Source organism: Streptomyces sp. NPDC048370, from assembly GCF_043200825.1.
In the GTDB taxonomy this organism is placed as follows: Bacteria; Actinomycetota; Actinomycetes; order Streptomycetales; family Streptomycetaceae; genus Streptomyces.
In genome coordinates, this window is the sequence record NZ_JBICYI010000005.1 from 159,885 (window position 1) to 182,778 (window position 22,894).

Sequence of the window (22,894 nt, forward strand, 5' to 3'; positions counted from 1 at the left end):
TGACCGGTACCCGGCGGCTACCCCTCCCCGAACTGCCGCCGCAGCTCCACCTTGCGTACCTTCCCGCTCACCGTCATCGGGAACTCGGCGAGGATCTCCACCCGGCGCGGGACCTTGTAGTGGGCGAGACGGTCGCGGCAGTACGCCGTGATGTCGTCGAGGCTCGGCGGGTCGGCGGGGTCGCGCGGGATCACGCAGGCCAGGATCTCCTCGCCGTAGCGGGGGTCGGGGACGCCCACGACCTGGACGTCCGCGATCTTCTCGTACCCGTGGAGGAACTCCTCGATCTCGCGCGGGTACACGTTCTCGCCGCCCCGGATGATCATGTCCTTGATGCGGCCGACGATCTGGACGTAGCCGTCCTCGCGCATCACCGCGAGGTCGCCGGTGTGCATCCAGCGGCCCTCGTCGACGACCTCCGCGGTCTTCTCGGGCTCGTCCCAGTAGCCGAGCATCACGCTGTAGCCGCGGGTGCGCAGCTCGCCGGGGACCCCGCGCTCGACGGTGAGTCCCGTGACCGGGTCGACGACCTTCACCTCGACGTGCGGCATGACCCGGCCGACCGTGCCTGTACGGCGTTCGAGATCGTCGTCGCGCCGGGTCTGGGTGGAGACGGGCGAGGTCTCCGTCATGCCGTAACAGATCGACACCTCGGCCATGTTCATCTCGGCGACGACCCGCTTCATCACCTCCACCGGGCAGGGGGAGCCCGCCATGATGCCGGTGCGGAGGGTGGAGAGGTCGTACGAGGCGAAGTCGGGGAGGTTCAGCTCGGCGATGAACATCGTCGGTACGCCGTACAGGGAGGTGCAGCGCTCCTCCTGGACCGCGCGGAGGGTGGCGGCGGGGTCGAAGGACGGGGCGGGGATGACCATGCAGGCGCCGTGCGAGGTGGCCGCGAGATTGCCCATCACCATGCCGAAACAGTGGTAGAACGGGACAGGGATGCAGATCCGGTCCTGCTCGCTGTAGGCGATCATCTCGCCCACGAAATAACCGTTGTTGAGGATGTTGTGGTGGGAGAGGGTCGCCCCCTTGGGGAAGCCCGTGGTGCCCGAGGTGTACTGGATGTTGACCGGCTCGTCGCAGGAGAGCGGGGCGGGGCGCAGCTCCCCCGCCGTACGGGAGAGCAGCTCGTCCCAGGTCGGGTCGTCGAAGAAGACCACCTCCCTCAACTCCGGGCAGTTTCCCGCGACTTGCTCGACCATCGCGCGGTAGTCGCTCGTCTTGTGCGTACGGGAGGCGAAGAGCAGGGAGATCCCGGCCTGCCGGAGCACGTACTCCAACTCGTGTGCGCGGTAGGCCGGGTTGACGGTCACCATGACGGCGCCGATGCGGGCTGTGGCGTACTGGACGAGCACCCACTCGGCGCAGTTGACCGCCCAGATCCCCACCCGGTCGCCCTTGGCGACCCCACTGCCGAGGAGGGCGTCGGCCAACTTCTCGACGTCCGCGCCGAATTGGGCGTAGGTCCAGCGACGGCCTGACGGCACGTCGACGAGCGCCTCGCGGTCCGGCCAGGCGGCGACGGCCCGGTCGAGGTTGGCGCCGATCGTGTCGCCGAGGAGGTGGGTGGAGCTCGCCCCGTGCGCGTAGGAGGGATTCGATCCCGTCCGGTTCGTCATGCGAGGTCCCCCTCCACGTACTCCGTTCCCTCGCCCTTCGCCGTACGCTCGCGCAGCTCGATCCGGCGGATCTTCCCCGAGACCGTCTTGGGGAGTTCGGCGAACTCGATGCGCCGCAGCCGCTTGTACGGGGCGAGTACCGCGCGCGAGTGGGCGAAGAGCGCCTTCGCCGTCTCCGCGTTCGGCTCCCAGCCGTTCGCGAGGACGACGTACGCCTTCGGGACGGCGAGCCGCAGCGGGTCGGGGGCCGGGACGACGGCGGCCTCGGCGACCGCCTCGTGCTCCAGAAGCGCGCTCTCCAGCTCAAAGGGGCTGATCTTGTAGTCGCTGGCCTTGAAGACGTCGTCACTGCGCCCGATGTAGGTGATGTAGCCCTCGGCGTCGCGGGAGCCGATGTCGCCGGTGCGGTAGTAGCCGCCCGCCATCGCCTCGGACGTACGCTCCGGGTCGCCGTGGTAGCCGGTCATCAGGCCCACCGGGTCGGAGGAGAGGTCGAGACAGATCTCGCCCTCGTCCACGTCCGTCTTCCCGCTCACCGGGTCGACGAGGGTGACCCGGTAGCCGGGGCTCGGCCGGCCCATGGAGCCCTCCTTGAGGCGCTGGCCGGGGCTGTTGGAGACCTGTACAGCCGTCTCGGTCTGCCCGAACCCGTCGCGGATGGTGACGCCCCAGGCCCGGCGCACGGACTCGATGACCTCGGGGTTGAGCGGCTCGCCCGCCGCCACGACCTCGCGCGGCGGGTGCTTCAGCTGGGTGAGGTCGGCCTGGATGAGCATGCGCCAGACGGTCGGTGGCGCGCAGAAGCTGGTGACGCCGTTCCGCTCCATCTCGGCCATGAGGCGGGCCGGGTCGAAGCGCGTGTAGTTGTGGATGAAGACGGTCGCCTCGGCGTTCCAGGGGGCGAAGAGGTTGGACCAGGCGTGCTTGGCCCAGCCGGGCGAGGAGATGTTCAGATGCACGTCGCCGGGCTTGAGGCCGATCCAGTACATGGTGGCGAGGTGTCCGACGGGGTAGGAGGTGTGGGTGTGTTGGACGAGCTTGGGGCGGGCGGTCGTCCCGGAGGTGAAGTAGAGCATCAGCGGGTCGTCGGCGCGGGTGACGCCGTCGGGCTCGAACGTGTCGGAGGCGCGGGCCGCGTCCTCGTAGGACAGCCCGCCCTCACGCCCGCCCCCCACGACGATCCGGGTGTACTCCCCCGGAACGTCGTCGAACTTGGCGGCGTCCTCGGCGCGCACGATCACGTGCCTGGCCCGGCCGCGCTCGACGCGGTCCCGCAGGTCGGCGGGGCCGAGCAGCGGGGTGGCGGGGATGACGACGGCGCGCAGCTTCATCGCGGCGAGCGCGGTCTCCCACAACTCGACCTGGTTGCCGAGCATGACGATGATCCGGTCGCCCGCCCGAACGCCTTGGTCGCGCAGCCAGTTGGCGGCCCGGTTGGAGCGCGCGGACATCTCGGCGAAGCTGACGCGCGTCTCGGAACCGTCCTCCTCGACGATGTGCAGCGCGGTCCTGTCGTTGCCGGCCGCGATGACGTCGAACCACTCCAGGGCCCAGTTGAACCGGTCGGGGCGAGGCCAGGCGAACCCCTCGTACGCCGACTCGTAGTCCTCGCGGTGCTGGAGCAGGAAGTCGCGGGCGGCCCGGAACCTCTCCGTCGCGGTGGTAGCCGTCATATGTCCTCCTCGTTGCGGGACCGGTCACGGACATCGTGTAATCAGTGACCCAGGTCTCACTACCCCCGTTCGGGGGTGAAGGAGTAGTCGCGTGCCCGAGCTGGCGGAATCGGTGGAGATGCGTGCGGCGCTGCTGCGGCTGCGCCGGTCCACAGGCCTGGAGGTCGTCTTCGGCGGACTGCTGCACGACGGCCGCAGACTGCGGATCGCGGAGCTGAACGGCGCCCTGACCCCGGCCCTGCGGGGCCTCGCGATCTCGACGGGCAGCGGCCTGGGCGGAAAGTGCCTCGCGCTGTCGCGGCCGTGCGCGGTCGTGGACTATCCGTCGGCGCGGCACATCACGCACGAGTACGACGGTCCGGTGACGGCGGAGGGGCTGCGCTCGGTGATCGCGGTGCCCGTCGTCGTACGGCGGAAGGTGCGGGGCGTGCTGTACGGGGCGCTGCGGGACGCGCTGCCGCTCGGCGACCGGGTCTTCGACGCGGCGATGGCGGCGGCCCGGGACGTGGAACAGGCGCTGGCGGTACGGGACGAGGTGCGGGAGCTGCTGGCGGGGCGGGTGGCAGGTCCTTCATCCGCAGGTCCTGCATCCGCGGATCGGGCATCCGCAGGTCGTGCAGCCGCGGGTCGTGCATCCGCGGGTCCGGAGTTCCAGGGTGGCCGGTCCTGGGAGGAGGTCCGGCAGGCCCACGGCGAGCTGCGCGAACTGGCGCCCCAGATCGCGGACCCGCTGCTGCGGGCCCGACTGCTGGAGGTGTGCGGCCGCCTGGAGACGGCCTCGGCGGGCCCTGCGCGTCCGACGGGCGTGGCGCTGACGCCGCGGGAGCTGGACGTCCTGGCGGCGGTGGCGTCGGGGGCGACGAACGCGACGGCGGCGGACCGGCTGGGGCTGCGCCCGGAGACGGTGAAGGGCTACCTGCGCTCGACGATGCGCAAGCTGGAGGCGCACACGCGCCTGGAGGCGGTGGTGGCGGCACGGAGGGCGGGCTTGCTGCCGTAGAGGGGTTCTCTCGGGTCTCTTGGGGCTAGGGGGATGGAGGGATGGGGGGCTACGCGTCGACGACCCCGAACAGGACGGTGTACGGAACCCCCTCCGGCCCCATCACCGGAAGCAGGCGCTCGGCTTCCGCTTCGAGCTCGGCGCGCTGGGCCTTGGTGGTGCGGCCGAAGGGCTGGATGGTCATCGTCGTGCGCTCCTTGGTCTCCTCCAGGCGCCAGAGCCCGGCGAGGAGGCCGTCGAGGAGGAAGACGGAGAAGGCCTGGTTCCCCTTCCAGTTGCGGTTCTTCGCCTCGGCGGAGGCGAAGCGGGTGCGGTCGGCGTGGGAGAGGAGGAGGTTGTCGAACTCGGGGAGGAAGCGCGGCGGGGCCGGGGTGTCGGGGTCGGGGCGGGGTGCTTCGGGGAGGTCGAAGAGCTCGACGCCGTGCTCGTCCTGGAAGGCGAGGAGCTGGGGGCGGAGGCGCTCGAAGGCCTCGCGGAGCCGGGTGAGGCCGCTCCAGGTCTGCATGTCCTTGACGGAGGCGGGCCCGAAGGCGGCGAGGTACCGCAGGACGGTGGCGTCGGGGGCGGGGACGGGCTCGGCGGGGGCGTCGAGCCAGGCCTCGGCGGTGGTGAGGCGGACCGCGCCGCTGCGGCGCCAGAGGCCGCGCGGGGTGACCTGGACGAGGGGCAGGAGGCAGCGGGCGGCGACCGAGAGGGACTGCGGGTCGGCGTCGGGCCAGTGGACGAGCAGGGCCTCGCGGATCTCCTTGGGGGTGCGGGGCTCCTCCTCGACGAGCGCGCGGGAGAGGGCGGCGAGGCGGTCGAGGTCGACGCCGTCGAGGCCGGCGCGGAAGATCTTGAGCTCGCGGTCGCGGGCGGCCTGGACGAGGGGCCGGAGGGTGAGGACGTCCTCGGCGGTGTGGGTGTGGATCGTGGAGCGCATGGTGACGATCCGGGCGACCTCGCGGGACTCCATCAGGTCGGAGAGGTGCTCGGGGCGGAAGCCGGCGAGCCGGGCGGCGAGGGCGTAGTACGGCGGTTTGGTGTTCTGCGCCTGGAGTCCGAGGAGGTGGGAGACGGCGTCCTTGGCGGACATCGCGGCGGGCTCCAGGAGGAGCTGGCGGGCCAGCGTGGCGCGGCCCAGGGCGCGGGTGGAGAGGACCGGGTTCGTCGAGGTGGAGGCCATGAACGGCACGCTACTCGGGCTTGCGGACAGGATGGGTCCGCAATGGCCCCGGCGATTCCCGCACGACTGCGGCAAGACGGCGGCACGACTACGGACGACTCCCGCACGACGGCGGCACGACTGCGGCACGACTACGGCACGACTACGGCACGACTGCCGTACAGCTCCCTCACGACTCCCGTACGGCTGCCGCCGCGCTGCCGTAATTCACCCCGTATATCCTGCCGGGAGACCTGGCCACGATCATGCACCGTGCACACGGAGGTGGACCCCACCATGGCGGAGCGTCGCCCCCGCGCAGCCTGGCGCCGGCAGCCGGAACCGCCGGCGCGGACGCCCCGGCCGGAGCCGCAGCCGTCCGACCCGGAGGCCGGGGCGGCCGACCGGCCGAGCGTGGTGCAGGCCACGCTGTACCGCGACGGCCGCAAGGTGGCGTCCCCCGCCACGCTGGCCGAGACCTTCCGTCAGCTGCGTGAGTACCCGGACGGCATGGCGTGGATCGGCCTGCATCGCCCGACGGAGTCGGAACTGCACTCGCTGGCGGGCGAGTTCGACCTCCATGAACTGGCGGTGGAGGACGCGCTCGAGGCGCACCAGCGGCCGAAGCTGGAACGGTACGGGGACACGCTCTTCGTGGTCCTGCGGGCGGCCCGCTACCTGGACGCCCAGGAGGAGGTCGACTTCGGCGAGCTCCACATCTTCGTGGGCCGGGACTTCGTGATCACGGTCCGCCACAGCGCGGCGCCGGACCTCTCGGCGGTCCGCCACCGCATGGAGGAGAACCCGGACCTGCTGGCCCTGGGCCCGGAGGCGGTCCTGTACGCGATCCTGGACGCGGTCGTCGACGGCTACGCCCCGGTGGTGGCGGGCGTCCAGAACGACATCGACGAGATCGAGACCGAGGTCTTCAGCGGCGACCCGGCGGTCTCACGCCGCATCTACGAACTCTCCCGAGAAATGGTCGAGTTCCAGCGCGCGACCCGCCCCCTGGTGGGCATGCTGCACGGCCTGATGGCGGGCTTCGCCAAATACGGCACGGACGAGGAACTCCAGCGCTACCTCCGCGACGTGGCCGACCACGTCACGCACACCAGCGAACGCGTCGACGGCTTCCGCCAGGCCCTGACGGAAATCCTGACGGTGAACGCGACCCTGGTCACACAACAACAGAACGCGGAAATGCGAGCCTTGGCGGAGGCAGGCTTCGAACAGAACGAGGAGATCAAGAAGATCTCCTCGTGGGCCGCCATCCTCTTTGCACCCACACTCGTGGGAACCATCTACGGCATGAACTTCGACAACATGCCGGAGCTGCACTGGGCGGGCGGGTATCCGTTCGCGATCGTGCTGATGGCGGTGGTCTGTACGAGCCTGTACGTGATCTTCAAGAAGCGCGACTGGCTGTAAGAGTCCGTGGTGCGCCTGTGTCGTGAGCTGTCGTGAGGAACCTGGCCAGGAGGACGCCTCCGGCTGGGTTCAGCGGCGGCACAGGGTGGTGTCCACGGCGCGGTCGAGGCTTCTCCGGTCGGCCTGGGCGGTGAGTTGCGTGGTGACCGCGACGTTGGCGGCACGGCCGTCGTCGGTGGCGCCGCCCCGGGTCTCGTAGCCCGGGAAGCTGCCGCCGTGGCCCCAGGAGAGACCGCCGCACGGCAGCGGCCTGCTGACGAGTCCGAGTCCGTAGCGGGCGGCGGGGCCGAAGGTCGCTTCGGCGGGGACGGTGGAGCGCATCTGGGCGAGCTGGGCCGAGGGCAGGAGACGGCCCGCCAGGAGCGCGCTGAAGAAGCGGTTGAGGTCGGAGTTGGTGGAGACCATCTGGCCTGCCGCCCAGCCCCAGGAGGGGTCGATCTCCGTGATGTCGCGCAGTGGGTCGTCCGCCGCGCCGCGGAGGTACCCGTGGGGGTGCGGCTCTCGGATGGTCATCTCTCCGGGGGTGGGGAAGTAGGTGTGGCGCAGCCCGATGCGCTCGATGATGCGCCGGTCGATCTCCTCGGCGAGGGGGCGGCCGGTGACCTTCTGGACGATCAGGCCGGCGAGCACGTAGTTGGTGTTGCTGTACTTCCAACTCGTCCCGGGAGCGAAGTCGGCCGGGTGCTGCAGGGCTGTGTCGAGCAGTTCGCGGGGGGCGTAGTAGCGCACGTCGTCCCCGAGGTAGTTGCTGTAGTTGGGGAGTCCGCTGGTGTGCTGGAGGAGCTGGCGGACCTTGATGTTGCGGCCGTCGATCCCCTCTCCGCGGACGAGTCCGGGCAGGTAGGTGTCCACCATGGTGTCGAGGCCGATCTTGCCTTCGCCGACCAGCTGCAGGACCACCACCGCGGTGAACGTCTTGGTGTTGCTGCCGATCCGTACCTGGCCGTCCCTGGGCACCTTCGAGCCGGTGGCCAGGTCGCCGACTCCCGCGGTGTGCGTACGGGTGCGGCCGTCACCGTCCTGGACGCTCGCCAGCGCGGCGGGCATGCCGTCGTCGCGCACCAGCGCGTTCAAGGCCTGCTGGACGGCGTCCGGCCTGGCAGTGGCAGCGGCGGGGCCGGCCAGTGTCATGACGCCGATGGCCACCGCGGCTGCGGCGGGCAGGGCTCGTCGGCGCCTGCCCTGACGTCGGCTCGGCGGGCGAAGCCCTTGCCGTGTCTGTCCACGCATGAGTCAACTCCTGAGGAATCGTTGGATCATCGTTCGGGTCGCCGGCTCGCCGGATGCCTGATTCATCCGCACAGGGCCCTGTCCACGGCGTCCTTCACGTGCTGCGTGGCCGCATCGTCCGTCGGGATGCTCGTGACCGCGACGTTGACCGCGCGACCGTCGTCGGTGGCACCGCCCCGGGTCTCGTACCCCGCGATGTCGCCGCCGTGGCCCCAGTAGACGCCGCCGCACGACAGCGGCCTGCTCGTGAGCCCCAGCCCGTAGCCGAGTCCTGAGGTCCCGACGGGGACCGTCGTGCGCATCTCGGCGAGCTGCGCCGCCGGGAGGAGGCGGCCGGCGAGGAGCGCGGTGAAGAAGCGGTTGAGGTCGGAGTTGGTGGAGATCAACTGGCCTGCGGCCCAGCCGAAGGAGGGGTCCATCTCCGTGAAGTCGCGCAGCGGTCCGTCCGCCGGGTTGCGGTGGTAGCCCCGGGGGTGCGGCTCTCGGATGGTCATCTCTCCGGGGGCAGGGAAGTAGGTGTGGCGCAGCCCGATGCGCTTGATGATGCGCCGGTCGATCTCCTCGGCGAGGGGCCGGCCGGTGACCTTCTGGACGATCAGGCCGGCGAGCACGTAGTTGGTGTTGCTGTATCCCCACGTCTCCCCCGGTGCCGCGTCGGCCTTGTACCGGAGGGCGATGTCGAGCAGGTCGCGGGGTTCGACGTACCGGTTCCTGATCTCGTCGTCGTCGACGTGGACGCCGTAGTCGGGCAGTCCGCTGGTGTGCTGGAGGAGTTGGCGGACCTTGATGTTGCGGCCGTCGATCCCCTCTCCGCGGACGAGTCCGGGCAGGTAGTCGTCCACCATGGTGTCGAGGCCGATCTTCCCTTCGCCGACCAGCTGCAGGACCACCACCGCGGTGAACGTCTTGGTGTTGCTGCCGATCCGTACCTGGCCGTCCCTGGGCACCTTCGAGCCGGTGGCCAGGTCGCCGACTCCCGCGGTGTACGTACGGGTGCGGCCGCCACCGTCCTGGACGCTCGCCAGCGCGGCGGGCATGCCGTCGTCGCGCACCAGCGCGTTCAAGGCCTGCTGGACGGCGTCCGGCCTGGCAGTGGCAGCGGCGGGGCCGGCCGTACCGGAGGCGGCCGAACCGGAGGCGGAGGCGCTGGAGGCGGAGGCGCTGGACGGGGTGAGGACGCCCGTCGTCATGACGCCGATGACCAGCGCGGCCGCAGCCGCGGCCGACACGGCTCGTCGCCGCCCGCCGCCCTGCTGCTGCCGGGTCGGGGAAGGAAGGCCCTGCCGGGTCTGAGCTCGCATGAGTCAACTCCTGGGGAATCGTTCGGTCGGAGCACGAATCCTGGTTTCCAGGGCCCTCTGAACGCATCGCGGGAAGGCGGGAGAAATCGCTCCCCCGATCGGGGGAGGCTGCCGGTGCGCTGCCCGGCGATACTGGCGATCATGATCAGGGGAATTCGGCCGCTGCTGCGCGGCTCCACGTATTCGGGTGTGCTGTTCGCCTATTGCGGCGCTCTGGCGAGCCTTCCGCTGCTGCCTTTCGCCCTGTTGCCGGCGCTGTCGTGGCGATCCGCTCCCGAGGGCGTGCAGATCGCCCTGGTCCTGCTGGTCTGGGCGGTACTGGTCGGGGTGGCCGGACTGGCGCGCCCTGTCAGGCGGGCGCTGGTCGTGTCCGCCCGCCGGCTGCTGCGGGTGCCGCTGCCGAATCCGGCGGCCGGTCGCCGGACTTCCGGTTCCCCCGGCGTCAAACGATGGCGGACCCCGCTCTGGCTGGTGCTGCACGTGGCCGTCGGGTGGGTGGGGGCGCTGGCGAGCGGGGTGCTGTTCATCATGGGCCTCTCCCTACCGGGGAACTGGCTCGGCGGCGAGGCGCGGGCGAGTCTGTTCGGCACGTCGGTCCGGGTGTCGGGCGGGTGGAGCAGCTGGGTGGTGGCGGCCGTGTGCATCCTGCTGGCGGCGGCCGTCTGCATACTGGTGACGAAGACCCTGCGGTGGTCGGCACCACGGCTGTTGGGACCGTCGGCGGCCGAACGGCTCGCGCTGGCTGCCGAACGGGAACTGCTGCTGGCCGAACGCAACCGGATCGCTCACGAGTTGCACGATTCGATCGGGCACACATTGACGGCGGCCACCATCCAGGCGGCGGTGGCCGGCGAGGTGCTCTCCGCCGACCCGGCGGCGGCGCGGGCCGCCATGCGCAGCATCGAGGAGTCGACGCGGGCCGCGCTGGAGGACCTGGACTACGTACTCGGAGTGCTGCGCGAGGAACAGTCGGGGACGGCGCCGACCCGGACCCTGGCCGACCTCCCCGAGCTGCTGGACCGCCTGCGGCACGCGGGGGCGGTGGTGGAACCGGAGCTGTCGGGCGCCCTGGCGCAGGTGCAGGGGACGCTCTCCCGGGCGGCGTACCGGATTCTCCAGGAGGGGCTGACGAACGCGCTGCGCCACGGGGCGGGCGGCCCGATCGAGGTCCGGGTGGCGGCCGGGCCGGACGGAGTGGATCTCACGGTGGTCAACCGGACCGGGGCACGGACGGGCCCGGGCCCGGACACCTTCCCGACCTCCGGCCACGGTCTGCCCGGACTGGCCGAGCGGGTCAAACTGCTGCACGGTGAGTTCCGGTCCGGCCCGGACGGGACGCAGCACTGGCGGCTGGCCTGCCGGCTGCCGGCACAGGTGTCGGCGTGAGCGGATCCGACGCGGGCGACGGCACGGCCCTGCCTTCCCGAACCAGCCCTTCCGTCATCAGCCCCTGCGTCACCCTCCTGATCGCGGACGACGACGAGGTCACCCGCAGCGGCCTGCGTCTGCTGCTCGCCGCGCAGCCGGGGATCACGGTGGTCGGCGAGGCCGCCGACGGGGTCGAGGCGGTCGAACGGGCGAGGATCCTGCACCCGGACGTGGTCCTGATGGACGTCCGGATGCCGCGTCTCAACGGGATCGAGGCCACCCGCCGGCTCCTCGCCGAAGCGGCCGAACCGCCGAAGGTCGTGGTGATCACCACCTTCGAGAACGACGGCTACGTCACCGGCGCCCTCAGTGCGGGCGCCAGCGGCTTCGTCCTCAAGCGCCTCCCGGTCCGCCAGATCGCCGAGGCGGTCCGGGTGGTGGCGGCGGGCGAAGCGGTACTCTTCCCGGCCGCACTGGGCCGCATGGTCGCCCCCCGCCCGCTGGGCTCCGCGGAGGCCCTGCCGCGGGCCGCCCTCACCGGCCGGGAGGAGGAGGTGCTGCGCCTGATGGCCACGGGGCTCTCCAATCCGGAGATCGCGCAGTCCCTCACGGTGAGCCTGGAGACGGTCAAGACGCACGTCGGGAATGTGCTGACCAAGCTCGGCGCGCAGAACCGGACCCATGCGGTGGTGATCGCCTACGAGTCCGGCCTGGTGGTCCCTGGCTTCGTCGACTGACCGGCTTCGGTACGGGCCGGCGACGTAGCTCCGCCCTGGCATGCCGCGGCGCGCGCAGATCATGGGCGAGCTATCCTGCGCGCATGCGTGGACAGTTCACCGGGTGGCCGGAGCAGGCCATGGACGTGCTGTGGCAGCTCCAGGGCGAACCGACCCACGCGACCCGCGAGCGCTGCCGGGCGGACCGCGAACGCCTGGTCCGGCAGCCGATGATCGCCATGCTCAACGAGATCGCGGACACCGACCCCCGGTACGAGGACTTCTCCGTCTGGCACTACCGCACCGACTCCTGGTGGTGGCAGCACCAGAGCGCGGTGATCCGACTCGGCCGCAAGGTCGAGATCGGTCTCCGGTTCTCCCTGGACGGCCTGCGGATCCAGGGCGCCTGGTGGTACCCCGACCCCGGCCAGGTGGACATGTTCCGCAAAGCCGTGGCCTCCGAGGGGAGCGGCCGCGAACTGGCCGCCATCGTCGAGGACGTGCGGAAGAAGGGCTACGACATCTCCGGGGACGTGATGAAGCGCCCTCCGCGCGGCTATCCGGCGGACCACTCCCGTACGAACCTGCTGCGCCACCGTTCGCTGATCGCCGCCCGCCCCCTCGGCTGTGAGGAGTGGTTGCACACCCCCGAGGCGGTCGACCGGGTCCTCGCGGCCGCCGCCGACCTGGACGCCCTACTGATGTGGCTGGTCCGCCACGTGAAGCGCGCCGGCTGAGGTTCGCCGCGACCGCCGATTCCGCCGAACTGACCGAGGGTGTACGGCGGTTGGGGGGCCGCGCTTGCGTATCTCAGGCCTCAGGCCTCAGGACCTCGGGCCCGGGGGGGGTGAGGCGGCAGGTCAGCAGCAGCTGCCGCGCTCCGCGGAGCCGCAGGCCGCCGGGGTGCTCGCGGCAGGGGTGTGGCCGGTGGGCGGAGCGCAACAGCCCTTGCCCTGCCAGGCGTCGCGGCCTTCCTTGAGGGCGATGGCGGCGATGACGAGCGCGGCGGTCGGGTCGGCCCAGGACCAGCCGAGCAGCGCGTGGGCCAGCAGGCCGACCAGGAGTACGGCGGAGAGGTAGGTGCACAACAGAGTCTGCCGGGAGTCGGCGACCGCGGAGGCGGAGCCGAGCTCGCGGCCCGCCTTGCGCTGGGCGGCCGAGAGGAACGGCATGATCGCGAGCGAGAGGCCGGCGAGCACGATGCCGGGGACCGAGTGGCCTGCTTCGTCGGTGCCGGTCAGCGCGCGGACGGAGTCGACGGCGACGTACAGCGCCAGGGCGAAGAAGGAGACGGCGATGATCCGCAGCGTGCGCTGCTCGCGGGCTTCGCGGACGGCGTGGTCGGGGGCGGAGAACTGCCAGGCGACGGCCGCGGCGGAGGAGACCTCGATGACGGAGTCGAGTCCGAAGCCGATCAGGGCGGTGGACGAGGCGAGGGTACCGGCGGTGATCGCGACGACGGCCTCGACGACGTTGTAGGCGATGGTCGCGGCGACGAGCAGCCGTATGCGCCGGGCGAGCACCTCGCGGCGCGCCGGGCCGACGCCGAGGGATGTCGCGGTCATTCAGCAGCAGCCCTTCTCGTCCGCGTCCGAGCAGGTCTTGTCCGCCTCGACGGCGACCACGGCCGCGAGCAGGTGGTCCAGCGCGTGGCCGAGGCGTTCGTCCGCGAGCTCGTAGCGGGTACGCCGGCCGTCGGGCACGGTGACGACGAGGCCGCAGTCACGCAGGCAGGCCAGGTGGTTCGACAGCCGGGTCCGGGAGATCTCCAGGGCGTCGGCGAGATCGGACGGGTAGGCCGGTGCCGTGCGCAGGGCGAGCAGGATGCGGCAGCGGATGGGGTCGGCGAGGGCGCGACCGAACCGCGCCAGCACGTCGATGTCAGCGGCGAGTGTCAGCACCCGATGAGAGTACATCGATTCCTGAATTCATGGAATCCTGGATCGATGCGTCCTCTCAGTGGGCGAAGACGGTGCTGGCCAGAGTCACGTGGACGGCGGTGCCGCCGAGGATGCTCAGGAGTGCGTTGCGTCGCCACAGGTGCAGACCGACGGTGACGGCGAGGGCCGCGAGCGGGGCCGCGGCGCGGGCCTCGGTCACCGGGAGGTCGTGCAGGCAGTGGACGACCAGGATCACCATGACGCCCGCGGGCATGCGGGTGCTGAGGTACTGCACGGTGGCGCTGGCCCGCAGCGGGGTGAGGGCGGCGAAGGGCAGGGCGCGCAGGGCCCAGGTGACGGCGACGGCGACGAGGACCGCGGCGACGGTGTAGCGGGGGTCAGGCATGGCGGCGGTTCCTGCCGGTGGCGACGTGGCGGGCCAGGAGCCCGGCGGTGAACAGGGCGAAGGCGGCCAGGAGCATCTGGCCAGGGAAGATCATCCGGGCGGCCAGGGCGGACAGGAGGGCGAGCACGGGGGTGGGCACGTCGCCGCGCAGGTCGCGGATGGCGTCCAGGGCGAGGACGGTGAACAGGGCGGTCAGCGCGAAGTCCAGGCCCGTGACGCCGTCGGGGATGAGGGAGCCGAGCAGGGCCCCTGCGACCGCGCTGCCGGCCCAGTACAGGTGCATGAAGAGCTGCACCCACAGGATGCGTGGGCTGGACCAGGAGCGGGACCGCTCGGTGGCCGTCAGGGCGTAGGCCTCGTCCGTAAGGGCGAAGGTGCTGTACGCCTTCCCGAGCCGGCCCCGCACCCGGTCCAGAGGGAAGGACAGGGCGTAGAAGACGTGTCGGCCCTGCACCAGGAAGGCCGCCACGGCTATGGACACCAGCGGCGCGGCGGCGGTGACCATGCCGATGAGGAGGAACTCGAACGAGCCGCCGTAGATCAACGCGGCGGACAGCCCCGCCCACCACCAGTCGAGACCGGACTGGACCACGAGCGCCCCGAAGGCGAGCCCGAGCGGGATCATTCCCAGGCCGACGGACGCGCAGTCGTGGAGCGCGTCCCGCGCGGCGGAGCGCTTCGGCGGCGGCAGGGGCATGGCTGGGCGGCACCGCTCAGCGACGGCAGGACTCGATGTCATGCCGCAATTTTAGTAAGGATGGCGCCTTATTTGATTTCCGATGAGGCCCTTACGATCTCCACATGAGCAATGAACTCCACATTGATGCAGTGGATCGAGAAATTTTGTTCCACCTGCGCCAGGACGGCCGTCTGACCAACGTCGAGCTGGCCAAGCGGGTCGGGCTGACGCCGCCCCCGTGCCTGCGCCGGGTCAAGCGTCTGGAGGAGGCCGGCGTCATCACCGGCTACCGGGCCGTCATCGACGCCGAGGCGCTCGGCCGGGGGTTGGAGGTCCTCGTCGACGTCGAGATCTACGCCAACGACCGTAGGACCGTCGAGGAGTTCGAGACGACCGTCGCCTCCTACGAGGAGGTCACGGAGTTCCGGCGCATGTACGGCCGCCCCGACTACTTCATCCGTGTCGCCGTCGCCGGCCACGCCGCCTACGAGGCCTTCCTCACGGGCAAGCTCAGCGGCCTGCCCGCCGTCCTGCGTGTGACGTCCCACCTCACGATGAAGCAGATCAAGACGACCGGCTGACGGCGTCGACGGAGCCCCGGTGGACGATCCGGAAGCTGTGGCTCTCGCGCGCGAGTTCCTTGCCCTCGGCGTCGAGGAAGCGGCCCGTCACGTCGTACGTCCCGCATCCCCGCCCGACGGGGAGCCGCTCGGTCGACAGCTGGATCTCGTACGGGCCGCCGGGACGGAATCCGCCGAGGACGCTACGGTCGGTGGCGATCACCCGCCCCTCGTGCGACCGCTCCTCCACGAAGGTCAGCCCGTCGATCTCCTTGCCGGTACGGAAGGTCAGGGCGACGCCGACCACCGTGCCCTCCGGTACATCGACGACTTCCCGGCCCTTCGCGCTCAGCGGCACGGCGATCCGGCCGAATTCGTCCGACACCAGGTCCACGCCCATCAGTTGGAAGACCGCCATACCGGACTCACGACCTCTCGCCCGGGCGTACGGCGGGGGCGGCCGCCGTCGGTCGCCGTTCCCCGCATGCGCGCCCGTGAATCCACCGTACGCCTGGACGGCGGGGCGCCCCCCAGACCGCTCCCTGCCCGCTCCCCCGGCCTGCTCCCTGCCCGCTCCCTCCGTCAGTGAGCCGCTACCCGGCGTGGCAGCCCCGTCAGGAGACCGGCCGGCGGGCGAGTGGCGTCAGGGAGGCGTACTCGAGCGGCGCGGAGGGGTCGATCGACACGTCGAGCGGCGCCGGTTCGGCACCGGAGCGTACGAGCAGATCGCCGACGGCCGCGATCATGGCGCCGTTGTCGGTGCACAGGGTCATGGGCGGGACGCGCAGTTCGACCCCGGCCGCGGCGCACCGCTGCTCCGCGAGCCCCCGGACGCGCGAGTTCGCGGCCACGCCGCCGACGACGACGAGCGTCTTCACGTCGTACGCGCGACAGGCGGCGAGCGCCTTGCGGGTCAGCACGTCGGCGACGGCCTCCTGGAGCGCGGCGGCGCCGTCGGCGACCGGGACGGCCACGCCGTGGAGCCGGTGCTTCTCGACCCAGCGGGCGGCGGCCGTCTTCAGGCCGGAGAAGGAGAAGGCGTACGGGTCGTCACCGGGGCGGGTGAGGGGGCGCGGGAAGTCCACCGCGCGCGGGTCCCCGTCCCGCGCCGCCCGGTCGACGGCGGGGCCGCCCGGGTAGGGCAGCCCCAGGATCCGGGCGACCTTGTCGAAGCACTCGCCGGCCGCGTCGTCGAGGGTGTCGCCGAGGTGCAGGATCGGCTCGCGGACGAGGTCCCGTACGAGCAGGAGCGAGGTGTGGCCGCCGGAGACGATCAGCACCACGCACGGCTCGGGCAACGGGCCGTGTTCGAGGGTGTCGGCGGCGACGTGCCCGGCCAGGTGGTGGACCCCGTAGAGCGGCACGCCCGCCGCGTACGCCAGGGTCTTCGCCCCGGCGAGACCCACCTGGAGGGCGCCCGACAGGCCGGGTCCCGTCGTGACGGCGACCGCGTCGAGCTGCGCGAGCCGCAGCCCCGCCTCGTCCAGGGCCCGGCGCACGACGGGGTTGAAGGCCTGCAGGTGGGCGCGGGCGGCGATCTCCGGCACGACGCCGCCGAACCGCGCGTGCTCGTCCATGCTCGACGCCACCACGTGCGCCAGCAGCTTCCCGCCCCGCACGATCCCCGCGCCGGTCTCGTCGCACGACGACTCGATCCCCAGCACCACCGGTCCGCTCACAGCGACCTCCTTCTGCATCACTACTGCAACTGCAATATATGTGCAATAAGGAGTGGGGCGGCGGGCGGCCCGTAGCGGGGAACGTCTTCGGTCAGGCCGCTGCCGCAGCCTCCGCGCTCACGGCCGCCACGATCTCCTCGTCCTCGAAGTCTCCGGTGGGCGTGAAGCCGAGCTCCGAGTAGAGGGCGGCGGCGGCCTTGTTGTCCGGGTGGTACGAGAGGCGGACCTCCCGGCAGGACGGCAGCGCGGCGAGGCGGCGCAGGAGCGCGCGCATCGTGGCGCGGCCGACTCCCTTGCCCTGCTCGGGGGCGTTGACGATCATGCCGCCGATCCAGTGGGTGCCGTCCTCGTCGTCGTACGCCCACATGACGTGACCCACGACCTCGTCACCGGCGCGGACCGCGAGCGAGTTCCAGAGTCCGCCCCGTAGGGAAAGGAGCAGATAGCGCGCGCCGAGTGCGGCCACGAACCGGCGCTGGTCGTCGGCGGGAGCCACGTCGGCGACGTCGCGCCAGTTCTCGTCCGTGATGTCCTCCAGCACCACGCGTCGGTCCGAGCGGTCGGTGATGTCATGCGTCGTCAAGCCGGAATCCTGCCCTCTTGCGTAGCGGTGAACGTGTGTTCACCGCATGATCGCCGCGATCCTACCCACCGGTTTTTCGCCGGGGCACGCACTTTTTCCGGGCTCGGTCATGAGGTCCGGTCGAGGAGCCGACCGGTGGCGCCGGAGGGCTTGATTCCGCTACGTGCGGGCGGGACGGGGGCCCGGGACCGTGCCCAGGATGCGCAGGTGCGGGCGGTCGTCCTCCGTCGGGTGGGTGACCGCGACGCGTACGCCGTAGACCTCGGCGACCAGGGGCTCGGTGAGGACCTCGCGGGGGGTGCCGGCCGCGACCACCTTCCCCTGGGCGAGCATGACGACGGTGTCGCAGTACATCGCCGCGAGGTTCAGGTCGTGGAGCGCCACGACCGTGGTGATCCCCAGGCTCGCCACCAGGTCGAGCAGCTCCAACTGGTGCTGGATGTCGAGGTGGTTGGTGGGCTCGTCCAGGAGGAGTTCGCGCGGCTCCTGGGCGAGGGCGCGGGCGATCTGGGCCCGTTGGCGTTCGCCGCCGGAGAGGGTGTGCCAGGGCTGGTCCGCGCGGTCGGTCAGGCCCGTGCGGCGCAGGGCGCTGCGTACCGCGTCCTCGTCCGCCGCCGTGGCCGTACTCCAGGCGCGGCGGTGCGGGATGCGGCCGAGGCGTACGACGTCGGCCACGTCGAGTTCGACGAGCGTGTCGGCCTGCTGCTCGACGACCGCCACGCGCCGGGCGACGTCCCTGCGCCGCAGCTCGTGGAGCGGGTCGCCGTCGAGGTGGACGACGCCGGAGGCGGGGGCGAGGACCCCGGAGAGCAGCCTGAGGAGGGTCGACTTGCCGGAGCCGTTGGGGCCGAGGAGGCCGGTCGTGGTGCCGGGTTCGGCGGTGAGGGTGACGCCGTCGAGGATCAGCCGCCCTCCGGCGGACCGCGTGACGCGGTCGGCGCTGAGTGTCATCGGTGGCCGCTCCTGCTCCGGCAAGGGACCGTCATCGGCGAGCGCTCCTGCTCCGGTACAGGACGAGGACGAAGGCCGGCACGCCCACGAGCGAGGTGACGACCCCGACCGGCACCTCCTGCGGTTCGAGGACGGTACGGGCGAGGGTGTCGACCCAGACGAGGAAGACCGCTCCGCCGAGCGCGGTGACGGGGAGCAGCCGGCCGTGCCCCGGGCCGACGAGGGCGCGTGCGGCGTGCGGGAGCACGAGGCCGACGAAGCCGATCGCGCCGGCCGAGCTGACGAGGGCGGCGGTGAGCAGGGCGGTGGCGCAGAGCAGGACGAGCCGGGCGCGGGCCACCCGTACCCCGAGCGCGGCCGCCGCGTCCTGGCCGAAGGCGAAGGCGTCGAGCGTACGGGCGTGGCCGAGGCAGACGGCGAGCACGGGCACGAGGACGCCGAGGCAGAGCCGTACGTCGGTCCAGCCGGCGCCGCCGAGGGAACCGAGGAGCCAGAAGAGGACGCCCCGGGTCGTCTCGGCGTCGGCGGAGGTGACGACGACGAAGGAGGTCAGCGCGGAGAACAGCTGCATGGCCGCCACACCGGAGAGGACGACGCGGTCGGTCGTCCCGCCGAGGACGTGGCTGAGCAGGAGCATCGAGGCGAACGAGCAGAGCGCGCCGACGAAGGCCCCGGCGGACACGGAGAGGACTCCCCCGCCGACGCCGAGGACGACGACCACGACGGCCCCGGTCGACGCTCCGGAGGAGACGCCGAGGACGAAGGGGTCGGCGAGCGGATTGCGCAGCAGCGACTGCATCACGGCGCCGCAGAGCGCGAGTCCGGCACCGCAGACGGCGGCGAGGAGCGTGCGCGGCAGCCGCAGGTTCCAGATGATGCCGTCCCTGATCGGGCTGAGCCCCGAGGCTTCCCCGCCGAGGTGGGACGCGACGACGGACAGGACGTCGCCGACACCGATGTCCGCGGGACCGATGGTGACGGCCACCGCGAGGGAGAGGACCAGCGCGACGCACCCGGCGGCGAGGTAGGGAAGCGTACGGCTACGGGGAGGAGCACCAGCACCACTAGCAGTACTGGTACGCGTACGGGTACGGGTCATCGGGCGGGGCGGTGGCGGCGCAGGCCGGCGGCGAGCTGCTCGATGCCCTCGACGGTACGGATCGTCGGGTTCATGGCCTGCCCGCTGAGGACGACGTACCGCTTGTTCCGCACGGCGTCCATCGTCTTCGTCACCGGGTGGGACTCCAGGAACTCGATCTTCTTGGCGGCGCTCTCCCCCGACTGCGCCTTGCGCGTCAGGTCTCCGATCACGAGGACGTCGGGATCGCGGTCGGCGACCGCCTCCCAGCCGATCTGCGGCCACTCCTCGGTGGTGCCGTCGAAGACGTTCTTCACCCCCGTCTCGCGGGTGATGACACCGGGCGCCCCGCAACAGCCCGCCATGTAGGGGGACTCGGAGTCGGAGAACCAGTAGAGGACGCTGACACCGCCCGCGTCGAGCCCCTCGGTGGCCTTCGTGACGCGCGCCTTGAGCTGCGCGACGAGCCGCTCGCCGCGCTCCTCCACGCCGAACACCCGGGCCAGGTCCCGGACTTCGCCGTAGACGACGTCCATGGTCAGCGGCTCGGTGCGCTTGCCGTCCCCGCCGCCGCTGTTGTCCTTGCCCTGGCAGTCGGACGGGGAGAGGTAGGTGGGGACGCCGAGTTGCTCGAACTGCTCGCGGGTGGCCACCCCGCCCTTGGCGAGGGTGGAGGCGAACGAGGCCGCCACGAAGTCGGGTTCGGTGTCGAGGACCTTCTCGAAGGAGGGGTAGTTCTCGGCGAGGCGAGGCACGCCGGACGCTGCCTTCTCCAGGCCCTTCATCACCGGGTCGGTCCAGGTCGCGGTCCCCACCATCCGGTCGCCGAGACCGAGGGAGAGCATGATCTCGGTGGTGCCCTGGTTGAGCGATACGGCCCGGCGCGGGCCGCCGCCCTTGACCTCCACCTTACGGCCGCAGTTCTCGATCGACTGCGTACGGCCGGAGGGCGACCCACCCGCCGTGCCCTTGCCCCCGCCTCCGCCACCACCGCCGCAGCCGGTCAGCAGCAGGGCTCCGGAGAGGAGCAGGGTGAACGTACGGGTGGCGGGGCGGGCGAGGGCCACGGGACTTCCTCGGCGTCGAGGGCCCATACGCGGGGCCCGTGTCGTACGGATCCGCCAGCAGGTCTTCGGACTCGGGATCATCCGGACGGAGCGCCTTCCCGGACCGGTTCCCCGGTCCAGTGGCTTCGTGCCCCGCCCGTCACCCTCACCGCTGCGCGTCAGCTCCGGATTCGCACCGGATTCCCTGACTCCGTACGTCACGCACGTGAGTTCGACTGGCTAGCGCAAGCTACCACACGGGCCGAACGGCCCCTTCCGGGCGAATCGATTCAGCGGCGGTTCCACTCCTCCGCGAGGAGCCGGTAGGAGCGCACCCGGTCGGCGTGGTCGTGGGTGATCGTGGTGACGAGGAGTTCGTCCGCGCCCGTGGCCTCCCTGAGCTGTTCCAGTTGGTCGGCGACACGGGCCGGGGAGCCGACGAACTGGGTGTCGACGCGGTCGGCGACGAGCGTCAGGTCCGCCTCGGTCCAGTCGTGGTCGAGGGCCTCGTCCGGGGTCGGGAAGGCGATGGCGCCCTCGCCGGTCCGGATGCTGCGGACCCAGAGTCCGTAGCCGGTGGCCAGTTCGCGCGCGGTCTCGTCGTCCTCGGCGACGACGACGTCGGTGGAGACGCTGACGTACGGTCGGTCCAGCTCCGCGGACGGCTTGAACGCGGCGCGATAGCCCTCGGCCGCCTCCAGTACGGTCGCCGGGCTGACGTGGTAATTGGCGGCGAACCGCAGGCCGTTGCGGCCCGCGACCTCGGCGCTCGCCCCGCCGCTGCTGCCGAGGATCCAGACCTCCACCTCCGCGCCCTCGCCGGGGACGGCGTGCGCCTCGATGCCGTCCGCCGAGCGGTAGTCGCCGCGCAGGAGCGCCAGGATGTCGTCCACCTGCTCGCCGTACTCCTGGGGGCGGGCGCCCGGCTGGTGCAGGAGCTGGTGCTGGAGGCGGAAGCGCGGCGAATCGACCAGGTGCTCGAACGAGAAACGCGGCGGGATCGTCAGCCCGTTGGGGGCACGGCCGCCGACACCGCCCGGCGCGTCCCCGCCCGCAGGCCCCGAGGGTCGCCCGCCCGAGCGGCCGAGGCCCAGGTCGATGCGCCCGGGGTGCAGGGCGTCGATCAGCCCGAACTCCTCGACGGTGGACAGGGCCGTACGGTGGCCGAGCAGCACGGCCCCGGAACCGATCCTGATCGTGGAGGTCGCCGAGGCGGTCAGCGCCAGCACGACGGCGGGCGAGGCCCCGGCGACGCCCGGGTTGAGGTGGTGCTCGGCGAACCAGTAGCGGGCGTAGCCGAACCGCTCGGCCTGTCGGGCGAGGTCGATCGAGTTGCGGAGCGCCTCGGCGGCGGTCGAGCCGGACGAGATCGGGACGAGGTCGAGGACCCCCAGCGGGATGGCGGGCATGAACGGGTGCTCCTCAGCGGTCGGCGGAGACAGGAATGGGGGCGAGGGAGGGGGTGGGTGACTCGCCCTGGGGGTCGAGCCCGAGGACCGGGGCCCAGGGGAACGGCGGGTCGGGGATCTCCCGTCGCAGGACCGGCGCGATGTCGGACTGGAAGCGCTCCAGGGACGCGCGGTGCTGAGCATCCGTCAATCCCCCGGCATCGGCCTGCAGATGGAGCACGCTGTGCCCGAACTGCTCGTGGTACCACCGTACTTTGTCGATGATCTGCTGCGGGCTGCCGATGAGCGCCGAGCTCCGCTCGACGAAGTCCTCCAGGGTCAGGAAGACCGGCTCGACGCCCATCTGCTTCTGGAACGCGAGGTTCGCCTCGAACACCGGCCGGTACGCGGCGATCGCCTCCTGCGAGGTACGGGCGGTGTGGAAGCCGGCCGTCCCGGCGCCGACGACCGCGCGGGCCGGGTCGTGGCCGTAGTGCTCCCAGCGCTCGCGGTAGTGCCGGACGAGCGCGGCGTACGGCTCGATCGGGTGGGTGACGTTGGCGGAGAAGAGCGGGTCCCCGTATCGGGCGGCGAGATCGACGGACTCCTCGCTGGTCGCGCTGCCGTGCCAGACGCGGACGGGGCGCTGGAGCGGTCGCGGCCACACCTCGGCTTCGGTGAGCCCTGGCCGGAAGCGCGGGGCGGCGGTGACCCGGTCCTCGCGCCAGATCCGGCGGAAGAGCTCGTAACTCTCGGCGTTGCGGTCCCACTGGTCCTCGGGGGTCACCTGGAACAGCTCACGCTGCGCGGTGCCGTTGCCCTTCCCGATGATCAGGTCGAGACGGCCTCCCGAGAGGTGGTCGAGGGTCGCGTAGTCCTCGTACGCCCGCACCGGGTCGAGCAGGCTGAGTGTGGTGACGGCGGTGAACAGCCGGATCCGGGAGGTGAGCGCGGCGATGTGGCTGAGGACCACCGGCGGCGAGGAGGAGATGAACGGCCGCTCGTGGCGCTCGCCCACGCCGAAGCCGTCGAATCCGAGCTCCTCGGCGAGGAGCGCGTTGTCGATCACCTCGCGGAAGCGCTCGCTCGTGGGTTTCTTGACGCCCGTCACGGGGTCAGGGGCGTGCACGATGAGGGTGATGGCCAGGAACTTCACGGT

The 22,894-nt window shown here is 71.6% G+C and carries 23 protein-coding genes and 1 riboswitch; of the genes, 6 read left to right on the top strand and 17 right to left on the bottom strand.

Annotated elements, in window-relative coordinates; genetic code table 11:
• Positions 1 to 17: 17 nt before the first annotated feature.
• Positions 18 to 1,625, bottom strand: a complete 1,608-nt coding sequence (locus tag ACGFYP_RS13790; protein WP_393491483.1) for an AMP-binding protein — start codon at positions 1,623 to 1,625, stop codon at positions 18 to 20.
• Positions 1,622 to 3,298 (bottom strand): AMP-binding protein, encoded by a 1,677-nt coding sequence (locus tag ACGFYP_RS13795; RefSeq protein WP_393491488.1) that lies wholly within the window; start codon positions 3,296 to 3,298, stop codon positions 1,622 to 1,624. Before ACGFYP_RS13795 ends, ACGFYP_RS13790 begins: the two co-directional genes overlap by 4 nt.
• A gap of 91 nt (positions 3,299 to 3,389) precedes the next feature.
• Between ACGFYP_RS13795 and ACGFYP_RS13800 the strand changes: the two genes are divergently transcribed.
• Positions 3,390 to 4,298, top strand: a complete 909-nt coding sequence (locus ACGFYP_RS13800; protein ID WP_393491493.1) for a response regulator transcription factor — start codon at positions 3,390 to 3,392, stop codon at positions 4,296 to 4,298.
• Between the two features lie 49 nt (positions 4,299 to 4,347).
• Here the strand turns inward: ACGFYP_RS13800 and ACGFYP_RS13805 are convergent, their stop codons facing one another.
• A complete protein-coding gene (locus ACGFYP_RS13805) occupies positions 4,348 to 5,463 on the bottom strand; it encodes a winged helix DNA-binding domain-containing protein (RefSeq protein ID WP_393491496.1) in 1,116 nt (371 codons plus the stop codon).
• Between the two features lie 276 nt (positions 5,464 to 5,739).
• On the opposite strand from ACGFYP_RS13805, the gene ACGFYP_RS13810 reads away from it, so the two are divergent.
• Entirely contained in the window at positions 5,740 to 6,870 is a 1,131-nt protein-coding gene (locus ACGFYP_RS13810; protein ID WP_393492306.1) for a magnesium and cobalt transport protein CorA, read from the top strand.
• Positions 6,871 to 6,939: 69 nt separating this feature from the next.
• Here ACGFYP_RS13810 and ACGFYP_RS13815 read toward each other — a convergent pair whose 3' ends face one another.
• Positions 6,940 to 8,100, bottom strand: a complete 1,161-nt coding sequence (locus ACGFYP_RS13815; protein ID WP_393491502.1) for a serine hydrolase domain-containing protein — start codon at positions 8,098 to 8,100, stop codon at positions 6,940 to 6,942.
• Between the two features lie 62 nt (positions 8,101 to 8,162).
• On the bottom strand, positions 8,163 to 9,401 hold the full coding sequence (locus tag ACGFYP_RS13820) for a serine hydrolase domain-containing protein (RefSeq protein WP_393491508.1): 1,239 nt from the start codon (positions 9,399 to 9,401) through the stop codon (positions 8,163 to 8,165).
• Between the two features lie 141 nt (positions 9,402 to 9,542).
• Between ACGFYP_RS13820 and ACGFYP_RS13825 the strand changes: the two genes are divergently transcribed.
• From ACGFYP_RS13825 to ACGFYP_RS13835, 3 genes are all read left to right on the top strand, one after another.
• Complete coding sequence (locus ACGFYP_RS13825; RefSeq protein ID WP_393491513.1) at positions 9,543 to 10,787, top strand: sensor histidine kinase; 1,245 nt, start codon at positions 9,543 to 9,545, stop codon at positions 10,785 to 10,787.
• Positions 10,784 to 11,506 carry a response regulator gene (locus ACGFYP_RS13830; RefSeq protein WP_393491520.1) on the top strand — a complete coding sequence of 241 codons (723 nt, stop codon included), beginning with the start codon at positions 10,784 to 10,786 and terminating at the stop codon, positions 11,504 to 11,506. The genes ACGFYP_RS13825 and ACGFYP_RS13830 overlap by 4 nt, the downstream gene beginning before the upstream one ends.
• A gap of 83 nt (positions 11,507 to 11,589) precedes the next feature.
• On the top strand, positions 11,590 to 12,222 hold the full coding sequence (locus tag ACGFYP_RS13835) for a DUF2461 family protein (RefSeq protein ID WP_393491527.1): 633 nt from the start codon (positions 11,590 to 11,592) through the stop codon (positions 12,220 to 12,222).
• Positions 12,223 to 12,345: 123 nt separating this feature from the next.
• On the opposite strand, the gene ACGFYP_RS13840 is transcribed toward ACGFYP_RS13835, so the two are convergent.
• Genes ACGFYP_RS13840 through ACGFYP_RS13855 form a run of 4 tightly spaced genes read right to left on the bottom strand, consistent with a single transcriptional unit; the run spans position 12,346 to position 14,510 of the window.
• Entirely contained in the window at positions 12,346 to 13,050 is a 705-nt protein-coding gene (locus ACGFYP_RS13840; protein WP_393491534.1) for a cation transporter, read from the bottom strand.
• Entirely contained in the window at positions 13,051 to 13,386 is a 336-nt protein-coding gene (locus tag ACGFYP_RS13845; protein ID WP_393491539.1) for an ArsR/SmtB family transcription factor, read from the bottom strand.
• Between the two features lie 55 nt (positions 13,387 to 13,441).
• Positions 13,442 to 13,771 (bottom strand): AzlD domain-containing protein, encoded by a 330-nt coding sequence (locus ACGFYP_RS13850; RefSeq protein ID WP_361962218.1) that lies wholly within the window; start codon positions 13,769 to 13,771, stop codon positions 13,442 to 13,444.
• A complete protein-coding gene (locus ACGFYP_RS13855) occupies positions 13,764 to 14,510 on the bottom strand; it encodes an AzlC family ABC transporter permease (protein WP_393491545.1) in 747 nt (248 codons plus the stop codon). Before ACGFYP_RS13855 ends, ACGFYP_RS13850 begins: the two co-directional genes overlap by 8 nt.
• 62 nt (positions 14,511 to 14,572) lie before the next feature.
• Here ACGFYP_RS13855 and ACGFYP_RS13860 point away from each other — a divergent pair, with 62 nt between their 5' ends.
• Positions 14,573 to 15,031: an Lrp/AsnC family transcriptional regulator gene (locus ACGFYP_RS13860; protein ID WP_393491549.1), complete on the top strand. Its 459-nt coding sequence runs from the start codon at positions 14,573 to 14,575 to the stop codon at positions 15,029 to 15,031.
• Here ACGFYP_RS13860 and ACGFYP_RS13865 read toward each other — a convergent pair.
• The 8 genes from ACGFYP_RS13865 to ACGFYP_RS13900 all read right to left on the bottom strand — a co-directional run bounded on the left by ACGFYP_RS13865 (position 15,015) and on the right by ACGFYP_RS13900 (position 22,891).
• On the bottom strand, positions 15,015 to 15,428 hold the full coding sequence (locus ACGFYP_RS13865) for a hypothetical protein (protein WP_393491553.1): 414 nt from the start codon (positions 15,426 to 15,428) through the stop codon (positions 15,015 to 15,017). The two genes, ACGFYP_RS13860 and ACGFYP_RS13865, sit on opposite strands and share 17 nt — an antisense overlap.
• Before the next feature lie 196 nt (positions 15,429 to 15,624).
• Positions 15,625 to 16,677: a tRNA (adenosine(37)-N6)-threonylcarbamoyltransferase complex transferase subunit TsaD gene (gene tsaD, locus ACGFYP_RS13870; protein WP_393492311.1), complete on the bottom strand. Its 1,053-nt coding sequence runs from the start codon at positions 16,675 to 16,677 to the stop codon at positions 15,625 to 15,627.
• Positions 16,678 to 16,780: 103 nt separating this feature from the next.
• A complete protein-coding gene (locus ACGFYP_RS13875) occupies positions 16,781 to 17,272 on the bottom strand; it encodes a GNAT family N-acetyltransferase (protein WP_393491557.1) in 492 nt (163 codons plus the stop codon).
• Positions 17,273 to 17,431: 159 nt separating this feature from the next.
• Positions 17,432 to 18,223 carry an ABC transporter ATP-binding protein gene (locus ACGFYP_RS13880; protein ID WP_393491561.1) on the bottom strand — a complete coding sequence of 264 codons (792 nt, stop codon included), beginning with the start codon at positions 18,221 to 18,223 and terminating at the stop codon, positions 17,432 to 17,434.
• Positions 18,224 to 18,254: 31 nt separating this feature from the next.
• Positions 18,255 to 19,322, bottom strand: a complete 1,068-nt coding sequence (locus tag ACGFYP_RS13885; RefSeq protein ID WP_393491564.1) for a FecCD family ABC transporter permease — start codon at positions 19,320 to 19,322, stop codon at positions 18,255 to 18,257.
• Entirely contained in the window at positions 19,319 to 20,395 is a 1,077-nt protein-coding gene (locus ACGFYP_RS13890) for an ABC transporter substrate-binding protein (RefSeq protein ID WP_393491567.1), read from the bottom strand. Before ACGFYP_RS13890 ends, ACGFYP_RS13885 begins: the two co-directional genes overlap by 4 nt.
• 11 nt (positions 20,396 to 20,406) lie before the next feature.
• Positions 20,407 to 20,603, bottom strand: a riboswitch (cobalamin riboswitch).
• A gap of 34 nt (positions 20,604 to 20,637) precedes the next feature.
• The gene (locus ACGFYP_RS13895) at positions 20,638 to 21,756 is read right to left on the bottom strand and encodes an LLM class flavin-dependent oxidoreductase (protein ID WP_393491570.1); all 1,119 of its coding nucleotides are present in this window, start codon (positions 21,754 to 21,756) and stop codon (positions 20,638 to 20,640) included.
• Between the two features lie 13 nt (positions 21,757 to 21,769).
• A complete protein-coding gene (locus ACGFYP_RS13900) occupies positions 21,770 to 22,891 on the bottom strand; it encodes an LLM class flavin-dependent oxidoreductase (RefSeq protein ID WP_393491573.1) in 1,122 nt (373 codons plus the stop codon).
• Positions 22,892 to 22,894: the final 3 nt, after the last annotated feature.